Origin of the sequence: Nocardioides ferulae, assembly GCF_003660455.1 — a bacterium.
Classification (GTDB): domain Bacteria; phylum Actinomycetota; class Actinomycetes; order Propionibacteriales; family Nocardioidaceae; genus Nocardioides; species Nocardioides ferulae.
This window is the reverse complement of the sequence record NZ_QZVR01000002.1, coordinates 464903-489455: the sequence shown is the minus strand read 5'-3', so window position 1 is coordinate 489455 and position 24553 is coordinate 464903. Positions and strand designations below refer to the sequence as shown.

General features: G+C 72.5%; 18 protein-coding genes and 1 pseudogene. 9 read left to right on the top strand and 10 right to left on the bottom strand.

From position 1 onward, the window contains the following. Positions 1-239: 239 nt before the first annotated feature. The gene (locus D6B71_RS05340) at positions 240-1217 is read right to left on the bottom strand and encodes a helix-turn-helix domain-containing protein (protein ID WP_121252702.1); all 978 of its coding nucleotides are present in this window, start codon (positions 1215-1217) and stop codon (positions 240-242) included. A 93-nt stretch (positions 1218-1310) separates the two neighbouring features. Between D6B71_RS05340 and D6B71_RS22640 the strand changes: the two genes are divergently transcribed. Continuing rightward, positions 1311-1454 carry a hypothetical protein gene (locus D6B71_RS22640; protein ID WP_164519544.1) on the top strand — a complete coding sequence of 48 codons (144 nt, stop codon included), beginning with the start codon at positions 1311-1313 and terminating at the stop codon, positions 1452-1454. Between the two features lie 71 nt (positions 1455-1525). Here the strand turns inward: D6B71_RS22640 and rpsA are convergent, their stop codons facing one another. Both rpsA and D6B71_RS05330 read right to left on the bottom strand, forming a co-directional pair. Continuing rightward, positions 1526-3001 carry a 30S ribosomal protein S1 gene (gene rpsA, locus D6B71_RS05335; RefSeq protein ID WP_121252699.1) on the bottom strand — a complete coding sequence of 492 codons (1476 nt, stop codon included), beginning with the start codon at positions 2999-3001 and terminating at the stop codon, positions 1526-1528. Between the two features lie 177 nt (positions 3002-3178). Then, the gene (locus tag D6B71_RS05330; protein WP_121252697.1) at positions 3179-4135 is read right to left on the bottom strand and encodes a phosphotransferase family protein; all 957 of its coding nucleotides are present in this window, start codon (positions 4133-4135) and stop codon (positions 3179-3181) included. Between the two features lie 79 nt (positions 4136-4214). Between D6B71_RS05330 and D6B71_RS05325 the strand changes: the two genes are divergently transcribed. Beyond that, positions 4215-5087 (top strand): ABC transporter, encoded by an 873-nt coding sequence (locus D6B71_RS05325; RefSeq protein WP_126688186.1) that lies wholly within the window; start codon positions 4215-4217, stop codon positions 5085-5087. A 39-nt stretch (positions 5088-5126) separates the two neighbouring features. After that, positions 5127-5948: a class I SAM-dependent methyltransferase gene (locus D6B71_RS05320; protein ID WP_240641087.1), complete on the top strand. Its 822-nt coding sequence runs from the start codon at positions 5127-5129 to the stop codon at positions 5946-5948. Between the two features lie 3 nt (positions 5949-5951). On the opposite strand, the gene pgfA is transcribed toward D6B71_RS05320, so the two are convergent. Next, complete coding sequence (gene pgfA / locus D6B71_RS05315) at positions 5952-6872, bottom strand: cell envelope lipid trafficking protein PgfA (protein ID WP_164519543.1); 921 nt, start codon at positions 6870-6872, stop codon at positions 5952-5954. 168 nt (positions 6873-7040) lie between these two features. On the opposite strand from pgfA, the gene D6B71_RS05310 reads away from it, so the two are divergent. Next, positions 7041-8948, top strand: a complete 1908-nt coding sequence (locus D6B71_RS05310; RefSeq protein WP_121252691.1) for a hypothetical protein — start codon at positions 7041-7043, stop codon at positions 8946-8948. Then, a pseudogene (locus tag D6B71_RS23360) lies at positions 8945-10033 on the top strand (acyltransferase family protein); the annotation flags it as partial. The gene D6B71_RS05310 and the pseudogene D6B71_RS23360, both read left to right, overlap by 4 nt. 20 nt (positions 10034-10053) lie before the next feature. Here D6B71_RS23360 and D6B71_RS05300 read toward each other — a convergent pair. Both D6B71_RS05300 and D6B71_RS05295 read right to left on the bottom strand, forming a co-directional pair. Further along, positions 10054-14211, bottom strand: a complete 4158-nt coding sequence (locus tag D6B71_RS05300) for an alpha-(1->3)-arabinofuranosyltransferase domain-containing protein (protein ID WP_121252687.1) — start codon at positions 14209-14211, stop codon at positions 10054-10056. Beyond that, a complete protein-coding gene (locus tag D6B71_RS05295; RefSeq protein ID WP_121252685.1) occupies positions 14208-14975 on the bottom strand; it encodes a class I SAM-dependent methyltransferase in 768 nt (255 codons plus the stop codon). Before D6B71_RS05295 ends, D6B71_RS05300 begins: the two co-directional genes overlap by 4 nt. 56 nt (positions 14976-15031) lie before the next feature. Here D6B71_RS05295 and D6B71_RS05290 point away from each other — a divergent pair, with 56 nt between their 5' ends. Next, positions 15032-16243, top strand: a complete 1212-nt coding sequence (locus tag D6B71_RS05290) for a glycosyltransferase family 4 protein (RefSeq protein ID WP_121252683.1) — start codon at positions 15032-15034, stop codon at positions 16241-16243. Between the two features lie 24 nt (positions 16244-16267). Here the strand turns inward: D6B71_RS05290 and D6B71_RS22635 are convergent, their stop codons facing one another. Beyond that, a complete protein-coding gene (locus D6B71_RS22635; RefSeq protein WP_164519542.1) occupies positions 16268-16423 on the bottom strand; it encodes a hypothetical protein in 156 nt (51 codons plus the stop codon). A gap of 76 nt (positions 16424-16499) precedes the next feature. Beyond that, on the bottom strand, positions 16500-18194 hold the full coding sequence (locus D6B71_RS05285; protein WP_126688185.1) for an MmpA family trehalose lipid delivery protein: 1695 nt from the start codon (positions 18192-18194) through the stop codon (positions 16500-16502). Positions 18195-18319: 125 nt separating this feature from the next. On the opposite strand from D6B71_RS05285, the gene D6B71_RS05280 reads away from it, so the two are divergent. Next, entirely contained in the window at positions 18320-19579 is a 1260-nt protein-coding gene (locus D6B71_RS05280) for an oligosaccharide flippase family protein (protein WP_121252679.1), read from the top strand. Positions 19580-19602: 23 nt separating this feature from the next. Here the strand turns inward: D6B71_RS05280 and polA are convergent, their stop codons facing one another. Further along, the gene (polA, locus tag D6B71_RS05275; RefSeq protein WP_121252677.1) at positions 19603-22410 is read right to left on the bottom strand and encodes a DNA polymerase I; all 2808 of its coding nucleotides are present in this window, start codon (positions 22408-22410) and stop codon (positions 19603-19605) included. Here polA and D6B71_RS05270 point away from each other — a divergent pair. Further along, the gene (locus D6B71_RS05270; RefSeq protein ID WP_240641085.1) at positions 22409-22852 is read left to right on the top strand and encodes a hotdog fold thioesterase; all 444 of its coding nucleotides are present in this window, start codon (positions 22409-22411) and stop codon (positions 22850-22852) included. The two genes, polA and D6B71_RS05270, sit on opposite strands and share 2 nt — an antisense overlap. Before the next feature lie 42 nt (positions 22853-22894). Here D6B71_RS05270 and D6B71_RS05265 read toward each other — a convergent pair whose 3' ends face one another. After that, positions 22895-23467 carry a GNAT family N-acetyltransferase gene (locus tag D6B71_RS05265; RefSeq protein ID WP_164519541.1) on the bottom strand — a complete coding sequence of 191 codons (573 nt, stop codon included), beginning with the start codon at positions 23465-23467 and terminating at the stop codon, positions 22895-22897. Positions 23468-23671: 204 nt separating this feature from the next. On the opposite strand from D6B71_RS05265, the gene D6B71_RS05260 reads away from it, so the two are divergent. Then, on the top strand, positions 23672-24427 hold the full coding sequence (locus D6B71_RS05260) for a DUF554 domain-containing protein (protein ID WP_121252673.1): 756 nt from the start codon (positions 23672-23674) through the stop codon (positions 24425-24427). Positions 24428-24553: the final 126 nt, after the last annotated feature.

Genomic DNA, 24553 nt, shown 5'->3' with positions numbered 1-24553 from the left:
CGAAACCCCCTCCCACCCGCGGTCGGTGAGCCCGGCGCTGAGCGCGGGGTGGGGCGGCGGAGCCGGAGGGGGCCCCCGGACGGCCGTGGATGGGCCTGGCCCCCGCTCCGTGAGGAACGAGCGGAGCGGGGGCTTGGCCGGCCGGGGCCCCCTCCGGCGCAGCCGACCCGCCCCACCCACAACCACCCCAGGGCTCACCAGCACCACGACGCCCCGCGCAGCGGCACGCAGCGGTCGTCTCAGGAGGCTGCCTCGTCGGTACAGGTCTCGTCGCGGCAGGCGAACCGGCGGCGGTAGGCCTGTGGACTGAGTCCCCGGACCCTTCCGAAGTGATGGCGCAGCGTGGCCGCGTTGCCGAAGCCGACCTCGGAGGCGATCCAGTCCACCGAGCGGTCCGTGCGCTCGAGCAGCTGCTCGGCCCGCAGGACCCGCTGCCGGGTGACCCACGCGTGCGGCGTGGCGCCGACCTCGTCCTTGAACCGGCGGGCGAAGGTGCGGGGCGACATCACGGCCTGACGCGCGAGCGTGTCGACGTCGAGGTCCTCGTGCAGGTGCTCGACGATCCACTGCTGGAGCGGGCCGAAGGTCTCGCCGGCCAGGTCGGGGACGGGGCGAGAGATGAACTGGGCCTGACCACCGTCCCGCTGGGGCGGGACCACCATCCGGCGGGCGATCTGCGCGGCGGCGGCCGCACCGTGCTCCTGCCGCCAGATGTGCAGGCAGGCATCGATCCCCGCGGCCGTCCCCGCGCTGGTGACCACCGACCCGGCGTCGACGTAGAGCACCTCGGGCACGACGGTCGCCTCCGGGAAGCGGCGGGCGAGCTCATGGGTGTACTTCCAGTGCGTGGTGCAGCGGCGCCCGTCCAGCAGTCCGGCCTGCCCGAGCACGAACGCCCCGGAGCACACCGAGAGGATCCGCGCACCACGGTCGTGGGCCGCACGCAGCGCGGCGACGACCGGCTCGGGGGCCTCGAACGATCGCGGCACCGCGGGCACCGCGACCAGATCCGCGTCGGCGACCCGGTCGAGACCGTCGCTCACGTTGATCGAGAACCCCTGGGTGGTCTCGATCGCGCCGGGCTCGTCGGCGCAGACGGCGAAGTCGAGACGAGGGATGCCGTCGTCGGTCCGGTCCAGGCCGAAGGCCTCGCAGACGACTCCGAGCTCGAAAGGCGCGACTCCGTCATAGACGATCACGGCCACGTTGGTCAGCACAGGAGGAGTCTGGCACGAGGTTGGCAGGAAATCACCTATCGGCGACATTCCTGCCACTCGTGGCGTGATCAAAGCGGTCGCATGATTACTGCCATGATCTTCGTGTTCCTCCTCCTCGCGATCGCCGCGTTCCTCGCCGCGGCCGGCGTCCACCTCTCCATCCACGACGGCCGCGGTCCCGCCGGACCGCCCGCCTCCCACGAAGACCCCACCTTCCGCTCCCCGAGCGCGTGGTGAGTCGCCCCCCTCCCCCACAGACGACGAAGGGCCCGGCCACCCACCTGGGTGACCGGGCCCTCGTCTGTTGCTCAGTTGCCGCCGGTGAGCTTCTCGCGCAGCGCCTGCAGTGCCTCGTCCGAGGCGAGCGAGCCGCCGCCCTCCTCGACCACCACGTCGGCGGTGCCGCCGCTGGAGTACGAGGTGGCCTCGCCGGCCTCGGCCTCGGCCGCCTTGGCCTCGGCCTGCTGCTTGACGTGAGCCTCCCAGCGAGCGTGCGCCTTGGCGTACTGCTCCTCCCAGACCCCGCGCTGCTCCTCGAAGCCCTCGAGCCACTCGCCCGTCTCGGGGTCGAAGCCCTCGGGGTAGATGTAGTTGCCCTGGTCGTCGTAGGTGGCGGGCATGCCGTAGAGCGTCGGGTCGAACTCCTCGACGTCGCTGGCCGCGGCGGTCTCGTTCGCCTGCTTCAGCGACAGCGAGATCCGGCGACGCTCGAGGTCGATGTCGATGATCTTGACCATGACGTCGTCGTTGACCTGGACGACCTGCTCGGGGATCTCCACGTGGCGCTCGGCCAGCTCGGAGATGTGCACCAGGCCCTCGATGCCCTCCTCGACCCGGACGAACGAGCCGAACGGCACCAGCTTGGTGACCTTGCCCGGCACGATCTGACCGATCTGGTGGGTGCGGGCGAAGTGCTGCCAGGGGTCCTCCTGCGTCGCCTTGAGCGACAGCGAGACCCGCTCGCGGTCCATGTCGACGTCGAGCACCTCGACGGTGACCTCGTCACCGACGGCCACGACCTCGGAGGGGTGGTCGATGTGCTTCCAGGACAGCTCGGAGACGTGCACCAGGCCGTCGACGCCGCCGAGGTCGACGAACGCACCGAAGTTGACGATCGAGGAGACGACGCCCTTGCGGATCTGACCCTTCTGGAGCTGGGTCAAGAAGCCGTGGCGAACCTCGGACTGGGTCTGCTCGAGCCAGGCGCGGCGCGACAGGACCACGTTGTTGCGGTTCTTGTCGAGCTCGATGATCTTCGCCTCGAGGGTCTGCCCGACGTAGGGCTGCAGGTCGCGCACGCGGCGCATCTCGACCAGCGAGGCGGGCAGGAAGCCGCGCAGCCCGATGTCGAGGATCAGGCCGCCCTTGACGACCTCGATGACGGTGCCCTCGACGACGCCGTCCTCCTCCTTGACCTGCTCGATCGTGCCCCAGGCGCGCTCGTACTGGGCGCGCTTCTTGGACAGGATCAGCCGACCCTCCTTGTCCTCCTTCTGGAGGACGAGCGCCTCGACCTTGTCGCCGACGGCGACGACCTCGGAGGGGTCGACGTCGTGCTTGATCGACAGCTCGCGCGAGGGGATCACACCCTCGGTCTTGTAGCCGATGTCGAGCAGGACCTCGTCACGGTCCACCTTGACGATGGTGCCGTCGACGATGTCGCCGTCGTTGAAGTACTTGATGGTCGCGTCGATCGCGGCGAGGAAGTCCTCTTCGGAACCGATGTCGTTGATCGCCACCTGGGGGGCGTCGTAATCGGGAAGAGTGGAGATGGTGCTCGTCATAAGGGAGGCTGGACCTTCGTTGTGGGCAGAAGTCGTGCGGGCACGCGCGAGAAGTCGGTTTCACTACCGGTGGTGTCGTGCCCGGCGGCCCGCGAGGCGGGCACCGGGTCTGAACCGGGGCTGATAGCGAGCGAGAGTCCACTCCGTCCGGGACGCAGGCAGACTTCAGGCGCCTAACTACCCTACGCGGTCGCGCACGCCCTCGTCCAACCCGCCGGACAGGTCACCGCTCGCGAGGATCGAGCGCAGCAGCCGGTCGGCCCGGGCGGCCACCGGATTCTGCTCGCGGCGGGCGGACAGGTCGACCAGGGCCGCGAGGTCCGCGGCACGAGCCAGCTCCAACGCACGCCGCGGCTCGACGCCGCGCCGCGCGGCGTACGCCGTCAGCACCGCGTCGCTGAAGTCCGGATCACGCTCGAAGCGCAGGAGGTTGCCCAGGTCGGTGAACGGGTGCCCGGCGTGGGCGTACTCCCAGTCGACCAGCCCGGTGACCCGGAGCGTGTCCGGCGCGACGAGGAGGTTCTTGAGGTTGAAATCGCTGTGGACCAGACAGCTGCGACCCACCCCGTCCAGAGCCTCCTGCGCGCGGTCGGCCACCGAGCGCAGCGCGGCCACCTCCGTGCGGCCGAGATGGGCGAGCTGCGGGAGGAAGTGCTCGACCAGCTCGGGCACCCCGTCGAGTGCGTCCCAGGTGCCGATCGAGAGGTCGGCGTCCAGGAAGGGGCCGCGGCGCAGCATCGGCATCCCGCCCAGGTCGGCCAGGAGCACACCGAGGTTGCCACCCAGCCGCCGGCGGCCCTCGGCGCCGAGCGTCGGCAGCACCTCGTCGGCGCGGCGTCCGGGGAGCAGCTCGGTGATCAGCAGCGCGGGGCGCCCGGCGACCGGGTCGGCCCGGCGCAGCTCCAACACCCGGGGCACCGGCACCAGTCCGCTCACCAGTCGCAGCAGCGCGGCGTCGACCTCGGCGGCGGCGGCGCCCCGCAGGCTGTGGCCGGCATAGATGCGGACCACCGACTGCTCTCCGGGAGCGCCGGCGAGGAACGTCTCGCCGGACCAGCCACCGGGGAGCGGCACCAACGAGGTCCAGGCGTCGGCGACCCGGCCGGTCGCGCCGGGGTCCTCCGCAGCAGGCATGCCCCCGATGCTGCCAGGTCGATCCGGGGGCGGGTCACGGAGCCTCCCGCGGCGACCGCCGCCCGGCTACCGTCGGCCCATGGCGCTGCCCCGGCTCCCCCACGTGCCCGTCCCCGGACTGCCCGGACGCCTCCCAGAGGCTCTCCCGCACCTTGTGGTGCAGACCGTCACGCTCCCTGTCCGGCTCACCGTGGCAGCGACCAGGGCCACCCTCGCTCTCGGCGAGCTCGCCCACCCCGACGGACCGCTGCGCCGCCCCGGCGGGTACGCCGAGCAGCTGGTGCGGGTGATCGGCGAGCAGGGGTACGCCGCACAGCTGGTGGCTCGGCTGACCGACCTGCTCGACGAGGAGGCCGGCCCGGCGCGCCTGGCCGCCACCCTCAACGACCTGACCGCCCCGGACCGTCCGCTGGGTCGGATGCTGGCCCGCGACGGGGCGCTGGACCGACTGCTGGCCGAGGACGGCCCGGTGGTGCGCCTGCTCGACGAGAGCGGCGCGGTCTCCCGACTGATCGCCGAGGACGGCCCGATCACCCGGCTGCTGGCCGAGGACGGGCCGGTGGCCCGCCTGATCGCCGAGGAGGGAGCCCTCGAGCAGCTGGCCGCCGAGGGCGGCGTCCTCGACCGACTGCTGGCCACCGGCGGCGCCCTGGACCGGCTCACCGCCCCCGGGGGCGTGCTCGAGCGGCTGCTCGCGCCAGGCGGCCTGGCCGACCGGATGCTCACCGAGGACGGCTTCGTCGAACGGCTGGTGGCCGAGGGCGGCACCCTCGAGCAGCTGATCGCGCTCGGCGACACCATGGAGTCGATCCGGCCACGACTCTCCGAGCTGGCCGCCCTGGTGCCGGCCCTGGCCGACTCCGCGGAGTCCCTCGGCCGGGCGGTGGGGCCGCTCGGCGACCTCGCGGGGCGCATCCCGCTCACGCGGCGCCGCCTCCCCGGCACCTCCTGACGCCTCCGGGCGCAGTAATCTCCGTTCGTGGAACCAGCTGTGCAGCACCCGCCCGTGCGCGTCGAGCGCCGGCCGGTCGACGAGGCGGAGTCACGCCGGGCGAACGGCCCCGACTGGGACCGCTACGCCGACGAGTACCAGTCCACCCACGGCGAGTTCCTCGGTGACGCCGGCTTCGTGTGGGGTCCCGAGGGTCTCACCGAGGCGGTCGCCGGTGTGCTCGGGCCGCTCGAGGGGCGCGACGTGCTCGAGGTCGGCTCAGGCGCCGGCCAGTGCTCCCGGTGGATCCGCACCCAGGGCGGCCGGGCGGTGGGCCTGGACCTGTCCCACCGACAGCTCCAGCACGCGCGCCGCCTGGACCTCTCGACCGGGGTGAGCGTGCCGTCGGTGCTCGGCACCGCGACCGCACTGCCCTTCGCCGCGGCGTCCTTCGACGTCGTGTTCAGCTCCTTCGGGGCTCTGCAGTTCGTCAGCGACATCGACGTCGCGGTGGCGGAGACGGCGCGGGTGCTGCGGCCGGGCGGCCGGTTCGCGTTCTCGATCACCCATCCGACGCGCTGGATGTTCCCCGACGACCCCGGAGAGGCGGGCCTGGTGGCCAGCCAGTCCTACTGGGACCGCACGCCGTACGTCGAGGTCGACGACGCGACCGGCCTGGTCTCCTACGTCGAGCACCACCGCACCCTGGGCGACTGGGTGTCGTTGCTGGCCCACGCCGGCTTCGTGCTCACCGACCTGCTCGAGCCCGAGTGGCCAGAGCACCACGACCGCGTCTGGGGCGGCTGGTCGGCCACCCGCGGGCGGTTCACACCCGGCACCGCGATCTTCGGCGCCGACCTGCTCCGCCCGGCGGGGGCCTGACGGTCAGGCGGAGACCGAGACCCGCTCCTCGTCGCTGAGCGTGGCCTCCCTGCGGGAGCCGCTGGGCCGACCGGTCAGCAGCAGCCCGGCTCCGGCCAGCAGGCACAGTCCGCCGCCGATGAAGCCGATCATCGGCACGGTGCGCAGCATCAGGTCGAGGCCGGCGAGGTTCTCCTCGGCGTCGGCGATGGAGGTGGCGAGCTGCTCGTCGCTGAAGGCCAGCTGGATGGAGACCGCGCGGGAGCCGTCCTCGAGGTAGCGCTGCTGGTCCTCGGTCTGGTTGATGACCGCACCGGTGCGCGGCTCGACCCAGATCTCCTTGACGGTGTCGTAGGTGCCGGGGACGCCCTCCATGATCTCGATCGGCGCGTCACTGATCTCGACCTTGTAGACGTAGGCCTCGATGCCCTCGAGGTTCTCGGTGCGGTCGTAGGCGGCCGTCACTGCCTGCCCGGTGGTGCCGTCCCAGTAGGGGTAGTCCTGCTTCTCCGCGTCGAAGGGCCACTTGTTCACCAGGCCCTCGTGGGGAGTCGCGTCGGCCGGGAGCGTGTCGATGTCGTTGACCGCCTCGGCGCTCACCCTGTCGGTGGCGAACACGTCGACGTCGGCCTTGAACAGACGCTCGTCGCTGTCGCTGCTGCCGCAGTCGGGAGGGTTGCCCTGGTCGACGACCACGCAGACGGTGTTGACCCAGACGGCGGTCTGGTCGTCGGTGGCCTCGGCGTCGGTCTTGGTGACGCTGGTGGCCCGGATCGGGACCGGGTCGTCCTCGAGCTTCTGCAGGGTGCCGCTCAGCCTGGTGGTGGTGTTGACGTCCTCCGGAGTCTTCTTGATCATCCCCGGCGCCCACACGGTGGCCAGCACACCGGCGACCAGCAGGAAGCCGCCGAGGCCCAACAGGATCCGACCCGTGATGTTTCGCAATGCAGTTCCCTCCCCAGGAAAGTGATCGCAGCCACAGTAGCCCCGATCCGACGCATTTGTGCGGAAGGTCACATATTCCTCGGTGAGCGGTCAACGAGAAGTCCCGGTAGGTGGTGGCCGGGCGGAAGCACCGCTGATCCGCGGCGGCACTGTGGGACACTCGCCCGCGTGCCGCAGCCGTCCGCTCCCCTCGCCGTCACCCCGGCACACGGCTCGAACGTGACCGAAGGAGCGGTCGCCGACCGTCGCCCCGACGGTCGTGGCGAGTCCACCTGGGCGAGCGTCCCCAGCCGCGACCGCGTGCTGGTCGCGGCCGGGCTGCTCGTCCTGGTCCAGCTCGCCTTCCGGGCCTGGGCGCTCTTCCCGTCGTGGTTCTACACCGACGACTACCGGTTCCTGCACGACGCCACCGGCGCCGAGCTCGACCTCGACTACCTGATCACGCCTTTCGACAGCCAGTTCATGCCTCTGGGACGGGCGCTGGTCTGGCTGGTTGCCGACTCCGGGCACGTCAACTGGACGCTGGCCGCCGGCTCCACGCTGCTGATGCAGGCTCTGGCGAGCGTCGCCTGCGTCTGGATGCTGACCACGCTGTTCGGGGCCCGCTGGGAGGCTCTGGCGCTGCTGGCGCTCTACCTGTTCGGCGCCATGACGCTGCCGGCGCTCATGTGGTGGGCCGCGGCCCTCAACCAGATCCCGCTGCAGGCTGCGCTGTTCGCCTCCGTCGCCTGCTGGGTCCGCTATCTGCGGGGCGACGGGCTGCGTTGGCTGGCGTTCACCCTGATCGTGCTCGCCCTGGGCCTTCTCGCCTATGTGAAGACCGTGCTGGTCTTCGGCGTTCTGGCCTACCTGTTGCTCGCCTACTTCGCCGAAGGTGGCCCGATCCGGCGCACCTGGTCGGCCGTCCGGCGCTTCTGGCCGGCGGCGGTCGGCGCAGTCGCGCTCGGCGCGGGCTACACGGCGTACTACGTCACCCAGGTGCCGTCGATCTTCGCCGACGCCGATCGGCCGCTGGCCGGCAGTCTCGCCGAGCACATGCTCGGCACCTCCCTGGTGACCGGCCTGGTCGGCGGACCCTGGCAGTGGGACACGAGCAACCCGCCGGTCGCCCAGGCGGCGCCGCCTGACTGGGCGACCCACGCAGCGTGGGTCGCCTGCGCCGTCGTGGTCTCGGTGATCCTGCTCCGCAGAGAGCGCGCCGGACGCGCCCTCGTCCTCTTCTGCGGCTACGCGGCGCTGGCCTACCTGCTCGTGCTGACCAGCCGGGCCCCCGTGATCGGCGGCGACATCGGTCGGGAGTACCGCTACCTCACCGACACCGCTGCCATGGTCCCTCTCTGCCTCGGGCTGGCCACACTCGGAATGCCGGGAGCGCCCGGCAGCAGCGCGCCACGTCGGCGGCCGCTGCTGCTACTGGCACCGGGCAAGGGGGTCGTCGTGTCAGCGGTGACGCTGGTCTGCGCCTCCGCCCTGCTCAGCTCTCGCGCCTACGCGCTCGTCTGGCACCAGGACCACCCAGGCGCGGACTTCACCCAGCGCGTGATCGACTCCTTCGGCAACCGGACCAGCGCCGACCTGGCCGACCAGGTCGTGCCGCCGGAGGTCATCCCGGGCTACTCCTCGCCCTACAACCTCACCTCTCGGCTGGTTCCCCTGCTGGTCGACGACCCGCGCTTCCCCACCACCTCGGCGCGCTTGTCGGTCCTCCGAGGGGACGGCAGCCTACGCCCGGCGGAGGTCGACGCGGTCGCCGAGAGCCGCCCCGGCCCCGACGAGGACTGCGGTTGGGAGGTCGCCGAGAGCGCGACCACGGTTGCGCTCGACGCCCGCACCTTCGACTACGCCTGGTGGGTCGAGATCGACTATCTCGCCTCGACAGACACCGAGATGGCCGCGCGGATGGGTGACACCCAGCGGACGCTTCCGTTGCGCCAGGGGCTGCACACCCTGTGGACCCGCGCCGACGGCGAGCTCTCCTCGCTCACGTTCGGCGACCTGAGCGTCGAGGGCGCACGGGTCTGCATCGACCGTGTTCGGGTCGGCCTGCTCGACCCCGACCTGGAGCTCGAACCATGAGCCTGGAGTCGTCGGCCCCGCAGGGGCTCGATCCGCGGTTCCCCGCGTTGGACACACTGCGCGCGGTGGGAGCCCTCGCCGTGGTGACCACGCACGTCGGCTTCGAGTCGGGCGCCTACACCCGGTTCGGCGTCCTCGGCGCTGCGTTGTCCCGCCTCGATGTGGGCGTCGCGATCTTCTTCGTCCTCTCGGGCTTCCTGCTCTCCCGCCCGTACCTCGCGGCGGCCGTCGGGCACGGCACGCGTCCCCGCGCCGGCCGCTACCTGTGGCGCCGGGCACTGCGCATCCTCCCCGTCTACCTCGTCACCGCGGTGGCCGTGCTGGCGCTGACTCCCGCCAACGCGGGAGCCGATGCGCGCGACTGGGCGGTGACCCTGCTCTTGGCCAACATCTACCTCGACCCGATCCTGCCCAGCGGGTTGGCGCAGATGTGGAGCCTGGCGGTCGAGGTCGCCTTCTATCTCGTGCTTCCGCTCCTCATGCTCGCCGCGGTCGGGCGCCCCGGCCGCCGGCTCCGGACCGGCCGAGTGGTGGCGGTGCTCGCAGTGCTGGTCATGATCACCGTCTGGTGGCACGTCGACGGGGCCGCATGGGCCCCCGACGGCGACGCGGTGGCCACCCAGTGGCTGCCCGGCTTCCTCAGCTGGTTCGCCGTCGGCATCGGGCTGGCCCTGCTGCACGTCCTGCACGTGACGGGGGCTTCGGGACCGGTCGTGACGGCGCTGGTGACCGCGGGCCGACAGCCGGGAAGCTGCTGGGCGGTCGCCGCCGGGCTGATGCTGGTCGCCGCGACGCCGGTGGGTGGGCCGGTCCTCCTCGTCGCGCCCACCGCGTCGGAGTCGTTGGCGAAGAACCTCCTGTACGCCGGCATCGCGGGCCTCGTGGTGCTGCCGGCCGTCTTCGCCGGTCCCGACGGCGTCTTCGGCCGGGTGGCCGGGGCACCGTGGGCTCGACACCTCGGGCTGGTCTCCTACGGCGTCTTCTGCGTGCACATGTCGCTCCTCCACCTCCTGCGCGAGGCGATGGGATGGCCGCTCTTCGCCGGCAACTTCGTGGTGATGTGGGTCTCGACCGTGGCTGCCAGCCTGATCGTCGCGGAGCTCGTCTACCGGCTGGTGGAGCTGCCGGCCATGCGTTGGCGCAATCTCGACCCGCCCTGGCGCCGTCGGGGCCGGGGCTCGTCGGCCGCGGACACCACCACCGCCACGACGGAGAACAGCACCAGATACTGAGGCGGCATCGCCTCGCCCGCCCAGCCCTCGCTGCTCCCCCACGGACGCACGGCGTACCACGACGCCGCCACGAGCACCGGGGCGGCCAGCCACCACGCGTAGGTCGCGCGACGTCGCGCGCGCACCCCCACCGTCGACACGGCCGCGAGCACCCCGATCGCCAGGCCAGGCCAGCCCGCCAGCAGTCCGGCGCCGACCAGGGCGAGCACCAGCGCGGCCGGACCGGGCAGGGAGCGCGCGCCGGTGGGCGATGGCTCGGCTCCCGCGCGGCGGCGACGCACCAGCGTCATCACCATCGCCAGCCCCGCGGCGGCCAGTCCGCCTGCCAGCAACCCCCACCGGTAGAGCCGGTCCGGGCCGAAGTGCATCGCCACGACGCCGGCCGGATCGTCGGGCGGGAGCCAGAACGCCTGCTGCCATCCGTCCACGACGACCGGTTGCAGGGGGTCACCATCCAGAGAGGCGGTCCAGCCCGGGTTGGTGTTCGTCCGCAGTGCAAGGATCGCGTCGCCCTCGGCGGTGACGACCGATCGGCTCACCGGGTCGCTGGCCTCCACGACACGTTGACGCACCGTCGGTCTCGTGGCTGCGGCACCGCGGAGCCGGAGCACCACGGAGCTCACCTCGAAGGCGTCACTGTCGCCCGCGGCCACCACGGTCTCGCCCTTGCCCACGGTCACCGCGGAGGGCACCCGGACGGGTCGTCCACCAGCATCGCCCGCCGTGCAGGGCCGGGCCCGAACCGGGCGGCCCGACAGCAGGGCACGGTCGGAGGCGCTCACCGCGGTGCCCAACACCTTGCCGGCGACGCGAAGCCTGGGCCCGCTGTCGCACCCGCGGCGCACCGGGTCGGAGGACAGCTTCAGCGGCAGGTACGGGACGCCCGTGACCTCCAGCTCCCCGATGCCCACGCCGAGCTCGGTGCCGCGCTGGTCGAAGCCGAGCGAGCCGGTCGGCTCGGCATCCAGCACCGTGAGCCGCAGCCGGTCGGTCCGGATCGCGCCGATCGCCGCCCGCCCCTGGTCCAGGTCGACCGTCCGGCTCCCGGTCGGCCAGGTCAGACGCACCCGGGTGGGCAGCCGTGCGGCCGCATCGTCGTCGAGGCTCAACGAGATCGCGCGGACGGTCTGCGTCCCCAGCCAACTGACCTCGACGACCGGTTGAGCGTCGTCCACGTCGGCGATCCAGGAGGTCCCGGGATCGCCGTCGACGAGGGCCAGCGAGGTCGCTCGGGGATCGGGCACCGCCTTCGAGGACACCCAGACGTCGACCGGTTGGCGTCGCAGGATCAGCCGCTCCAGGGCTCGATCGGACCGGGGGTAGACCCGCACCGCGATGCCGTACTCGCCGCCGTCCGGCACGGTGAAGGCGCGACGAAGGCCGTGCGGCTCCTCGTCGGGGACATCCCGCCCCTGCGCGCATCGCAGCTCCAGGCCGACCTCGACACAACCGTCGCGCCGGTCGCGGTCGGCCCGGAGCACGATCGCGTCGGGAGATCCCCACTCTTCGGGGATCTCCGGAAGCACGAGGGTGCGTTGCACGGCGACCCCGGGCAGCGACACCTCGGCGAGGCTGATGGTCCGATGACCCGGCCCGGAGGCGTCCTCCACGCGCACCCGGTCGACCGGCTCGCTCGTCGGCAGCAGGACTTCACGTCGTTCGCCGGCGGTGAGCGCCACCGGCTCGCTGGCACCGGCGTCGGTCACGACACGGACGAGCTGGTCGCGGTCGGCATCCGGTCCACCGACCAGCACGACCTCGGGCAGCTCGATCGGCGTGGCCAGCTCCACCTCCCACCAGGCCCGGTCGTCCCGGGCGGCCCCCGACGTCCACGCGGTGTCCTCGGCGCCGTCCACCGCGGCGTACGGAAGGTTTCCCCGGCGGCTGCCTCCGAAGGAGATCGAGTCCGAGGCCGACGACGACGCCCGCAGCGCCGACGCGCCCTCGAGCCGGACCGTGGTCGCCCATCGGTCGTCGTCGCGATCCCGGTAGTCCCGCGCCGGGTTCCCCGTGCGGCGCCGGTCCCCCGGGGTCAGCACCGGCGAGTAGCCGTCGTGGATGCGCGCAAAGCTGCGCTCACGGGCTCGGAAGCCGTCGGTCAGCAGCCACCGGCCCGGAGGCTGGGCCAGCCCGGCTCCCTCGAGGTCCGCCGCGAGCACCGTCGGCTCGCCCGCAAGCAGTCGCAGATCCGCGAGGTCACCGAGATCCTCGGGACCGCCGACGACCACCGGGACCGAGGAGCTGGTGACCGCCGCGGTGTCCGAGCCGCTCACCGCGTAGACCTCGACGGCCGGGAACTCCGCCTGCCAGCCTCCGTTGACCACGACCCGCCCCTCGACGCCCTCCAGGTGCGCCTCGCCACCGACCAGGGGCCCGAAGGAGGCGACCAGGCCGATGCCGGGCGAGCGCGCGATCGCCTGGTGCACCGCGACCGGATCGGGGACGTCGTCGGAGCGCTCGAGGTCGTTGCGGACCACCAGGTGGCCGACCCCGGCACGGCGGAGCAGGGCGGTGAGACCCGGCGAGCCGTGGCCCTGGACCAGCCGATCCTCGATCGCGTCGAGGAGACGCACGTTCCCCGGTGGGGCGAGCGGCACCACATTGCGCACCGCCCAGGGGGAGTCGGCGAGGAACTGCAACGGCTCGTCCTGTGGCGAGCCCCAGGTGTACTCGGCGAACGGCGCTCCCGGGACGACCAGGGCGGTCCGCTGAGGATCACGCTGCGCCAGCCACTCGGCGGCCTCGTGCCAGTAGCCGGGCACCGCCAGCGTGGCACCGGCAGGCTCGACCCGGGTCTGCAGCGCCGGCGAGGCCGCACCCGCCACCGCGGCCACCGTCATCACCACGAACCCGTAGCGCTCGAGCCACGCGCCTGCGCCGACGTCGGTGGCGCGGGCGCGCGCGAGCTCGACGGCCCGGTCGAGCACGAAGCCCAGCCCCAGCACGAGCGGGAGCCGCACGATCGGGTCGAACTTGTGGACGTTGCGGACCGGCGAAAGGACCTCGTCGAGGGCCTGGGCGAGGTCACCGGCGAACCACCCCGCCACGGCGCCCTGGTGACCCGCGGTGACCATCACCAGCCCCACGAGCAGCGAGAGGGCGAGGAAGGGCCGGTGCGGCGTACGCCGGCGCACGAGCCCGGCGACACCGACGAGGAGCACGACTCCGCTGACCACCGGCAGGTACCAGGTCGTGACGAGGTCGTTGCCCGCCCGCGAGCGGGCGTCGATGTAGGGCACCCAGTTCGACGAGCCGCGCAGGGCGTCGAACAGGGTGGTGGGCAGCGTCGTCACCGAGCTGGTCTCGATGTAGTCCAGGAACGGTGGGCTGTAGGCGCCCATCACGAACAAAGGCACCAGCCACCAGAGGGTGCCCAGGGCGGTGAACAGCGGCCACCACAGCATCATCGCGCGGCGGCGCGGGCCCGGCTCCCGGGTGAGCAACCAGATCGCGCCCATCGGGATCACCGCGAAGGTCGCGGCCGCGTTGACGCCACCGACCATCGCGACGGCCAGCGCCGAGAGCGCGGCAGCGCGACGCGCAGAACCGCGCTGGGCGCCGAGCACCAACGGCAGCAGCACCCAGGGGGCGAGCGCGCTGGGCCAGGCCTCGATCGAGATCGGCCCCAGCGTCGTCAGCATCCGGGGGGACAGGGCGAAGGCGAGCCCGGCGACGATCGCAGCGAGGTCCGAACGCACCCCCAGGGCGCGCGCGACGCGGGCGGCGCCGGTGAACGCCACGCACACGACCAGCGACTGCCACAGGCGCTGGACGACCCAGCCGGGCAGGTCGAGCGCCGCCCCCAGCCAGAAGAACGGGCCCATCGGCCACAGGTAGCCGTAGGCCTGGTTCTGCAACTGGCCGAACGCCCCCTCGGCGTCCCACAGGTGCAGCGCCCGGGCGAGGAAGTCACCCGGCGCGACGGCCAGGTCGAACTTGGTGTCCGCCGCGAGGAAGCCGGGGTCCTGCACGAAGACCAGCCCGATCAGCAGCGAGCAGGTGGCGAGCAGTCGGAGCGAGAACCTGCTCATCGCTTGCGCAGGACGATCACGAGGTTCCAGGTGACGACCTCCCGCACCACCGGCACCCGCAGCAGCCAGCGCGACCACCACGGGTTGTAGCGCGGCGTCAGGTCGACCAGCTCGACGGCGCCGCCGTCGGCCTGCCTGCGAGCCCAGCGCAGCCCGTCGCGCACGGTGACCGCGAACAGCGACTCGCCGTAGCGGTTCTTCGGCTCGTGACCGTGCTTGCGGGCATAGCGGCGCCGCGCCCGCTGGCCACCCAGGAAGTGCCACGGCGCGGTCTCGTGGCCGCCCCAGGGGCCGAACCAGACGGTGTAGCTGAGGAAGACCAGCCCGCCGGGCTTGGTGACCCGCACCATCTCCTCGGCCATCCGCCACGGGTCCGGCACGTGCTCCAGCACGTTGCTGGAGTAGCAGACGTCGACGGCCCCGTCGCGGAACGGCAGCTGCATCCCGCTGCCGATCACCGTGCCCGCGGCGATCTCGCCGAGCCCGGCCAGCTCGCCCACGTCCGAGTCGAGGGAGAGGTAGGTGGCCCCGGCGGCCGTGAACGCGTCGCGGAAGTAGCCGGGACCGCCGCCGACGTCGAGGAGCGTGCGGCCCGCGAGATCGCCGTAGCTGGCGAGCTGACGGGCGGAGTCCTGCGCGAGGGCGGTGTAGAAGCGGGCCGGGTCGGGCTGCTCGTAGCGGAACTCACGCAGCAGCCGGACCGATCGGCGCAGCGTCGCCTGGTGGGGGGACGTCGGGCGCGGCACGCGGGCGACCTTACCCATCACCGGACGCTACCGTTGCGCCGATGCACGAGAGTGGGCATGGGACGGGGAGCACAGTGGACGCGCTGGACGGGCTGGCCGGCAAGCATGTGGCGTTCCTCAGCTGGCGCGACACGCACAACCCCGAGGGCGGCGGTGCGGAGCGCTACCTCGAGAAGATGGCCGCCGGACTCGTGGCCCGCGGCTGCCGGGTGACGATCTTCTGCGCCGCGCACGCCGCCGCGCCCCCCGACGAGGTCGTCGACGGGGTCCGGTTCGTACGCCGTGGCAACAAGCTCTCCGTGTACGCCGCCGGCATGCGCGCCCTCGCCCGGGGCGACCTCGGGCCCGTCGACCTGGTGGTCGACGTGCAGAACGGCCTGCCGTTCTTCAGCCGCCTGGTCACCCGGGCCCCGATCGTGGTGCTGGTCCACCACGTGCACCGCGAACAGTGGCCGGTGGTCTACCCGGGGCTGACCGGCCGGGTCGGCTGGTGGATCGAGCGGCGCCTCTCGCCGTGGCTCTACCGTCGCTGCCAGTACGTCGCGGTCTCCCAGGCCACCCGCGCCGAGCTGCGCGCCCTGGGCGTGCGAGGGCCGCGGATCGCCGTCGTGCACAACGGGACCGACCCCATCGTGCCGGTCGACCCGGGCAAGGCCACGTCGCCGACCGTCGCAGTCGTGGGCAGGCTGGTGCCGCACAAGCAGGTCGAGCACGCCATCGACGCGGCTGTGTCGCTGCGCGAGGAGTTTCCCGCCCTGCGCCTGCACGTCGTGGGGAGCGGCTGGTGGGAGGGCGAGCTGCACGCCTATGCCGAGACCGCCGGGGCCGGTGACACCGTCGTGTTCGAGGGGCATGTCGACGAGGAGCGCAAGCACGAGGTCTACGAGCGAGCCTGGGTGCTGGCCCTGCCCTCGCTGAAGGAGGGGTGGGGCCTGGTCATCGGCGAGGCCGGGATGCACGGCACGCCGGCCGTGGCCTACGCCTCGGCAGGCGGCACGCGGGAGTCGATCGCGGACGGCCGCTCCGGGGTGCTCGTGGAGACGCCCGAGCAGCTCACCGCCGCGTTGGGCCGGCTGCTTCGCGACTCCGAGGAACGGGGCCGACTCGCCGCCGGCGCCCGCGAGATGAGCCACTCGTTCACCTGGGAGCATGCCCAGCACTCGTTCGCACTGGTGGCGCTGGCCGCGATGGACGGCACCCCTGTCGACACCCAGGACCCCGAAGACCCGGCCGAGGTGCTCGGCCGGGTCGCGAGGTCGGGGTTCCGCCGCTGGCGGAGGAGCTAGCGGGCCACAGCGGGCCCGCCGGGCTCAGTCGGAGGTGCCGTACTCGATGACCGGCTGGTTGACGTTCGCCGGCGAGTCACCGCTCGGGCTGGTCTGCGAGCTCACCACACCGACGATGGTGGCGGTCGCGACGATGCCGCCGACGACGAGGCTGCCGAACGTGCTCAGGATCGATCCCACGATGTAAACCCTCCCTTGGTTTGAACCGAAGCGTAGCAGTGGCCACGGAAGGAGACTCACCACATTGGGATTTCGGTCACAACCCGGTGCCCCGAGACGCCGGTGCGGCCCTCCGGCGCCGTCGCGCCAGCCCGGCCGACACCAGACCGCCGGCCAGGGCACCGCCGTACGCTGCCCACGCGAGCACCGCGGCGGCGTACCAGCCGGTGGGGATGCGACGCTCGCGCACACCGTCGAGGGCCAGCACCCGCAGCTCCCCGGCGTCGAGAAGGGTCCGGCCCGCGGGTAGTGGGCTGCTCCCCGGCGCGGTCTCGTCGACCACGACCAGCCCGATGCCCTCGGCCGCGAGCGCCCGGGCGCGCGCGGCGGCGTCGGGCAGCGCCAGACCCGCCGCGACCCGAGCCACTCGCGGGTCCTCCCCCGCGACTGCGACGCCCGAGACCACCAGCTCGTCGCTGGCCACGAAGTCGGGGCTCAGGAATCGCCCGAGGGGGTCGAGCACCTTGCGGTGGTGGTTCCACTCCGGCTGGCGGTAGCTGGCCAGCGGCAGCAGCAGCACGTCGCCCTTCTGCCCGTCGGCCACCGCGGTCGCCACCGACTCCTGTGCCGCGACGTAGTCGGCGGGGAAGTCGGCCGGCCGCAGACGCCCGCCGAGCCCCCAGGCCGCATCGGGGAGCACGGTGACCGGCAGCACCACCAGCACGCCGGCGGCGACCAGCCGGGGTGCCCCGTCGCCGGGCAGGCGTCGAACCGCCTCCGCGGCGCCATGACCGGCGAGCACGGCGAGCAGGGGCGCACAGAGCACCAGCGAGCGGGCGCCGTCGCGCAGCACCCCGGCCCCCGGAAGCGTGGCGCCGGCCCAGGCGACCAGGTCGGGTGCCGCCCAGGTCAGTAGAGCTGCCCCGAGACCGAACGTCCAGCAGAGCCCGAACGCTACGAGGTCGCGCCGATCGGCGCTCGCCGACCAGGCCCGCCACCCGCCCCAGACGGCCGCGGTCACCAGGCCCAGGGCCACCCAGGACAGCGGACCCTCCCGCGAGGGCAGCACGACCTCGGCGTTCCACGAGCCCCCGAGTCCGAGAGCGGCCAGCGGGGCCGGCAGCGCACCCGAGCCGCTCAGCGCGAAGAGCGCCGCGCCGGCCCGGTCGGTCGTCGCGTCTCCGGTGTGGAGGAGTCCGGTGACCAGCCACGGTGCGTTCCCGGCCACCAGCAGCCCGCCCAGTGCGGCATCGCCGCGCGACCGGCCACGCCACCCGAACGCCAGCAGCGTGAGCGCCGTCGCCAGGCCGGCGCTCACGCTCAGGCTGCCCAGCGGCACCAGCACGAGCAGCAGGGGGAGCCCTCCACCGTCACGACGCCAGCGTCGAGCCGCCAGCGCCAGCCACGGCAGGACGGCGTACCCCACCAGCACCGGCCAGTGACCGATCGCGAGGCGCTCGGTCACCAGGGGGTTCCACTGGTAGATCGAGACCGCGACCAGGCGACCGGACAGCGACTCGGGCGGCAGCCACCGCGCCGCGCCGAGCCCCCCGACCACCAGAGAGGCGAGCAGCACCGCCTTCTGCAGCAGCCACCCGGGCACCACCTCGTCGACGACGGCGACCACGGCATCCGAGGGCACCGCCCGCGGCAGCCCGCTGCCCAGCCCCCAGAAGTCGGGCCGCATCGCCAGGTCCGGCACCCACACCATGTCGTAGGTCAACAGATAGCCGGAGCCCAGGGCCGGGCCCAGCAGCAGGACGGCGAGCAGCAGTGACCAGGTCGGAGTCACCCACCCATGCCAGCGCTTCACCCGCCGCTCCCCTCGCCCGCTCGCGACCCGCCTCGCGTCCTGCGCGGCACGAGCGATCCAACCATCCCCGACCTCGACCGGTTCGCCCCCGTAGGCTCGGGCCCATGCGGGAGGAGAACCGGGGCGGCTTCCGCTCTCTGCTCAAGGGCGGTGCCGTCATCGCTGTCGCGATGGGCGTGATGAACGTCGCGACCTACGGCTACACCGTGGCCGCCGCGCACCTGATCGGCCCCGAGCCGTTTGGCGCCTTCTCGGCGCTGATGGGGGTGCTGCTGGTGGTCAACGTCGTCTCGCTGGGGCTTCAGGCGACGGGGGCGCGCCGGATCTCGGCCGACCCCGACCACGTGGAGAGCATCGAGCGGATGGTCCTGGGAGTGTCCTACCGGGCGGCGCTCGCCCTCGGCGTGCTCTGTCTGCTGCTCGCTCCGGTTCTCAACGTCGTGCTGCGCCTGGACAGCCTCGCCTCGGCTGCCATGGTCGCCTTGACCGCCGCGCCGCTCACGATCATGGGTGGCCAGGCCGGGGTGCTGCAGGGTGAGCGCCGCTGGGAGCCGCTCTCTCTCGTCTACCTCACCCAGGGCGTGGCGCGGGTGGTGTGCGGCGTAGGTCTGATGCTGCTGTGGCGCACCGAGTTCGCGGCGATCCTCGGGGTGGCGATCGGGGCGTGGGTGCCGGTCCTGGTCGGCTGGCTGGCGCTGCGCCGTCCGCGCGGGACCGTGGCGCCGGCCGGCGTCCCCCACTCCGGGACCGAGCTGTTCAAGGAGGTCGCGACGAGTAGCCAGGCGCTGCTGGCCTTCTTCGCCCTGGCGAACTCCGACATCCTGCTGGCCCGGGCGGTGCTGGACCCCGACCTGGCCGGTCTCTATGCCGGGGGGCTGATCCTGGTGAAGGCGATCCTGTTCCTGCCCCAGTTCATCGTGGTCATCGCCTTCCCGTCGATGGCCAGCCGAGGAGCCTCGCTGGGCACCCTGGCCAAGTCTCTGACGGTGGCCGCGGCCATGGGTCTGGTCGGGCTGGGCGGCGTGCTCGTGCTGCCCGACCTGGCGTTGGTCTTCGTCGGCGGCGAGGAGTTCGGCGCGATCCGCGACGACCTCTGGCTCTTCGCGATCGTCGGGACGCTGCTGTCGATGGTGCAGCTGCTGCTCTACTCGGTGCTGGCCCGCCAGCAGCTGCGCGCAGTGCTGATGATCTGGGCGGCGCTCGCCGCACTGATGCTCTCTGCCTCCACCGTGCACTCGGTCACCTCGCTGGTCACCTTGGTCTGCACCCTCGACGGCCTGCTGCTGGCCGGCCTGCTCGCCAACGCCTGGCTCAGCAAGCCCGCGGCGGCGCCCAGCGAGGCCTCGGAGCGTGCCCGGGTCTGAACGCAGCCGAAGATGGCGGCCGGTCAGTGCGCCGCGTCGTGCCAGCTGCGCCCGGTGCCCACCGAGACGTCGAGGGGCACGGTCAGGTCGGCCGCGCCGCCCATCTGTTCGCGAACCAGCGCCTCGAGCGACTCACGCTCACCCGGCGCGACCTCGAACACCAGCTCGTCGTGCACCTGGAGCAGCATCCGCGAGCGCAGGCCCCCGTCGACGATCGCCTGCTGCACGCGCAGCATCGCCACCTTGATCAGATCGGCGGCCGAGCCCTGGATGGGAGCGTTGAGCGCCATCCGCTCCGCCATCTCGCGCCGCTGACGGTTGTCGCTGGTGAGGTCGGGCAGGTAGCGGCGACGGCCCATGATCGTCTCGGTGAAGCCGCTGCGCCGCGCCTCGACGACGACGCCCGCGAGATAGTCGCGGACCCCGCCGAAGGTCTCGAAGTACTCCTCCATCAGGCCGCGGGCCTCGCTCGGCTCGATGCCGAGCTGCTGGCCCAGCCCGTAGGCGGACAGACCGTAGGCCAGGCCGTAGTTCATCGCCTTGATCTTGGCCCGCATCTCGCTGCTCACCGCGTCGGCCGGCACGTCGAAGACCCGCGCGGCGGTGATCGAGTGGAAGTCGCGGCCGGACCGGAACGCCTCGATGAGCAGCTCGTCCTCGGAGAGGTGGGCCATGATCCGCATCTCGATCTGGCTGTAGTCGGCGGTCAGCAGGCACTCGTAGCCGCTGCCCACGACGAACCCCTCGCGGATGCGGCGCCCCTCCTCGGTGCGGACCGGGATGTTCTGCAGGTTGGGTTCGGTGCTCGAGAGCCGGCCGGTCGCGGCGATGGTCTGGTTGAACGTGGTGTGGATGCGCCCGTCGGGGGCCACGGTCTTCAGCAGGCCCTCGATGGTCTGCCGCAGCCGGCTCACGTCGCGATGGCGCAGCAGCGCCAGCAGGAACGGGTGCTCGGTCTTGACGAAGAGCTGCTGCAGGGCGTCGGCATCGGTGGTGTAGCCGGTCTTGGTGCGCTTGGTCTTCGGCATGTCCAGCTCGTCGAAGAGCACCACCTGGAGCTGCTTGGGCGAGCCGAGGTTGATCTCCTTGCCGATCACGGCGTAGGCCTCGTCGGCGGCCTGGCGCACCTCGGCGGCGAAGTGCGCCTCCAGCGCCTCGAGGTGCTCGGCGTCGACGGCGATGCCGGTCTGCTCCAAGGCGGCGAGCAGGTGCAGCAACGGCAGCTCGACCTCGGCCAGCAGCCGGGTGCCGCCGGCGGCCTCGACCTCACCGTCGAGCGCCTCGGCGAGGTCGATGACCGCCCGGGCGTGCAGCATCGCGGTCGCGGCGACCTCGTCGGTGGCTCCTGCGGAGCCGTCCACGGGCTCGTCGAAGAGCATGCCCTGGTCGTCGTCGACCTCACTGCGCAGCTCGCGGCGCAGGTGACGCAGGGTCAGGTCGGCGAGGTTGTAGCTGCGCTGGTCGGGCTGGACGAGGTACGCCGCGAGCGCGGTGTCGCTGACCAGGCCGGCCAGCGGCCAACCGTGGGCCGCCAGCGCCACCTCGGGGCCCTTCGCGTCGTGCAGCACCTTGGGCCGGGCCGGGTCGGCGAGCCATCGGGCGAGGCCCTGCTCGTCGTCGGGCGTCAGCGACGCCACGTCGACGTAGGCCGCCAGCCCGCTGGCGTCGGCGAGCGCGATGCCCTCGACGACCCCGGTGCCCGAGCCCCAGCCGCCGCGCACGTGGACGCCGACGTGCTGCGCCCCCAGCCCGGCCAGGAAGCCTTCGACCTCGTCGGGCCCCAGCCGACGCCCCGCGAGCTCGAAGCCGCCCTCCTCGACCGGGGCCTCCTCCTCGGGAGCGAGCGTCTCGATCGCGCGGGTGCGCAGTTCGCCGCGGATCTCCAGCTCGTCGAGGAGCGTCAGCGCGGAGTGCCTGTCCCAGGGGCGGAGCACCAGCTCGGCCGGCGCCGCCTCCAGATCGAGGTCGCAGACCAGCGCGTTGAGGTGACGGTTGCGGATCACGTCGCCGAGGTGCGCGCGCAGCGCCTCACCCTTCTTGCCGGTGATCTGGTCGGCGTGGGCGATCACGTTGTCGAGGCCGTCGAACTGGTTGAGCCACTTCGCGGCGAACCCCTGGCCGACGCCGGGGACGCCGGGCAGGTTGTCGGAGGTCTCGCCGACGATCGCGGCCAGCTCGGGGTAGCGGCCCGGGGGCACGCCGTACTTCGCCTCGACCGCCGCCGGCGTCATCCGGGCCAGGTCGGAGACGCCACGCATCGGGTAGAGCACGGTGGCGTCGTCGCTGACCAGCTGGAGCGAGTCGCGGTCACCGGTGAGGATCAGCACCTCCATGCCCTCGGCCACGGCACGGGTGGTCAGGGTGGCGATGATGTCGTCGGCCTCGAAGCCGTCCTTCTTCAGGAACGTGATGCCGAAGGCGTCCAGCACCTGCTCGATGATCGGCAGCTGGCTCTTGAACTCGTCGGGGGTCTTGTTGCGCTTGGCCTTGTAGTCGGCGTACTCGGCGAGACGGAACGTCTGGCGGGACACGTCGAAGGCCACGGCCACGTGCGTGGGGCGCTCGTCGCGCAGCACGTTGACCAGCATCGAGGTGAACCCGTAGACCGCGTTGGTGTGCTGGCCGCTGCCGGTGGAGAAGTTCTCGACCGGGAGCGCGAAGAACGCGCGGTAGGCCAATGAGTGGCCGTCGAGCAGGAGCAGGCGCGGGCGTGAGGAGGGCGTCTGGGCGGTCTCTGGCACGCCCGCGACTCTAGCCTCAGCCACCGACGTCCATGGACGGCCCAACCCCCGGCGCGGACTCGAGGGGGACTGCTCCACAATGGCCGCCATGAGTGACGACGCGCTGACCACCACCGAGGTCGAGGACTACCTGGCCACCATGCCGCACGGCATGGGACGACTCAACGAGAAGATGGGCGTCGAACTGCTCGAGGTGAGCGCCGAGCGCGTGGTCGCGCGGATGCCGGTGGAGGGCAACACCCAGCCCTACGGCCTGCTGCACGGTGGGGCCTCGGTCGTGCTGGCCGAGACGCTGGGCTCGATCGGCTCCGGCATCCACGGCATGCCCGACCGGGTGCCGGTCGGTGTGGACATCAACGCCACCCACCACCGTTCGGCTACCTCGGGCATGGTCACCGGCGTCGCGACCGCGGTGCACCTGGGCCGGCAGACGGCGAGCTACGAGATCGTGATCACCGACGAGCGAGGCAAGCGCGTGTGCACCTCCCGGATCACCTGCCAGCTGATCCCCGCGGAGCGCGTGGGGCTCTGACCCGGGCCGAGGGCCTCGACAACACGTCGGGCAGGCGCCGGCTCAGCGTCCAGGTGCCTGGCTCCGGCGCATCGAGCGGCGGGCGGCCAGGACCTGCGGCAGGTTGCGCCCCGCGCCGCGCTGGTGCGCGGGGCGCTGCGCGTTCAGCTTGGCCCGGACCGCGTGGGTGGTGGCGATCCGCAGCACCGCCTGCGGGCCGAGGCCCAGCCGGGCCATGAAGCGGTTGGCGTCGCGAGAGCCGGAGGACGCGGCGGTCGCCACGTGCCCCACCCCGAGCTCCTCGGCGAAGCTGACCGCCGACTCCATCAGCATCCGCCCGACGCCGTGCCTGCGGAACTGTGGGAACACGTGCGGTGAGATCGCCTGCACGGTCGGCTCGAGGTTGACCGGGGTGATCGTGGTGACCCGCAGGAAGACCGCGCCCGCCAGCTGACCGTCGTACTCGGCGACGACGAGCCGCTGCTCGGGCGATGCCTCGGCACCCTTGATGACCAACTCGAGGTCGGCCACCTGCTCCTGGGGATCGGCCCGGCGCAGCGCCTCGGACCACAGCTCGGCCAGCACCGGCGCGTCAGCCAGGTCCGCGCAGCGCAGCGTCACCGACGTTCGGCTCATGGGTCCCCCTGCAGGTTGGTCTGGTCGGTCGCGCGATCCCCCCCGCAGCGCACGGCACGGTCCCGAGTGTGTCCGCCTGCGCTCGCGCGCACCAGGTGATCCTCGGTGCGCGCTGAGGCGAGACTACGCTCCTGGGGCCCCGCTTGTCCCGGGGGTGCTCGTGACAGTGCAGAAGCCGGCCCGAGACGGGCTCAGGACTGGAGGATGCCGGTGTTCGTCGGCCTCGGAACCGCCGCCAACGTGGCCACCGTGCTGATCGGGGCCGGTGTCGGGCTCGCCCTCGGCAACCGGTTGCCCGTGCGCACCCGCGACGTCGTCACCGACGCACTCGGCCTCACCACGCTGCTCATCGCCGCGACCGCGGCGATGGCGGTCCTCGACGACGGTCTCGCCGAGGAGATCGGGTCGAGCGCACCGACGCTCGTCGTGCTCGGGTCGCTGCTCGTCGGAGGCATCGCGGGGTCGCTGCTGCGCCTGGAGCAGCGCGTGGAGGCGCTGGGCGGGTGGCTGCAGCGCCGTCTGGGCGGTGGCGACCGCGGCTCGGTCAGCCGGGAACGCTTCGTGGAGGGGTTCGTGGTCTCCTCGCTGGTGTTCTGCACCGGGCCGCTCACGATCCTCGGTTCACTCAACGACGGCCTGGGCAACGGCGCCGACCAGTTGCTGCTGAAGTCGGCCCTGGACGGGTTCGCCGCCGTGGCGTTCGCCGCGTCGTTCGGCTGGGGCGTCGCCGCCAGCGCGCTGACCGTGCTCACCGTGCAGGGATCGCTCACCGTCGTCGGGTTGCTGCTCGGCGACGTCCTCCCCGACGCTCACCTGTCCGCGGTCACCGCGACCGGCGGCCTGCTGCTGGTGGGGGTGGCCCTGCGCCTCCTCCGGATCCGCGAGATCCCGGTCGCCGACCTGCTCCCCGCCCTGGTGGTGGCACCCGCGCTAGTCCAGCTCGCGGCCGCGCTGCGGTGAGGAACCATTGACGTAACGGTTTGGTGACGACAAGGTGCCGGGGAGCAACGGGTCCCTGAGGTGGACCTACGGTGATGCGCTACGCCCTGCCTCCGGGGGTCGGGTGGCTGTAGTGCACCAATCGCG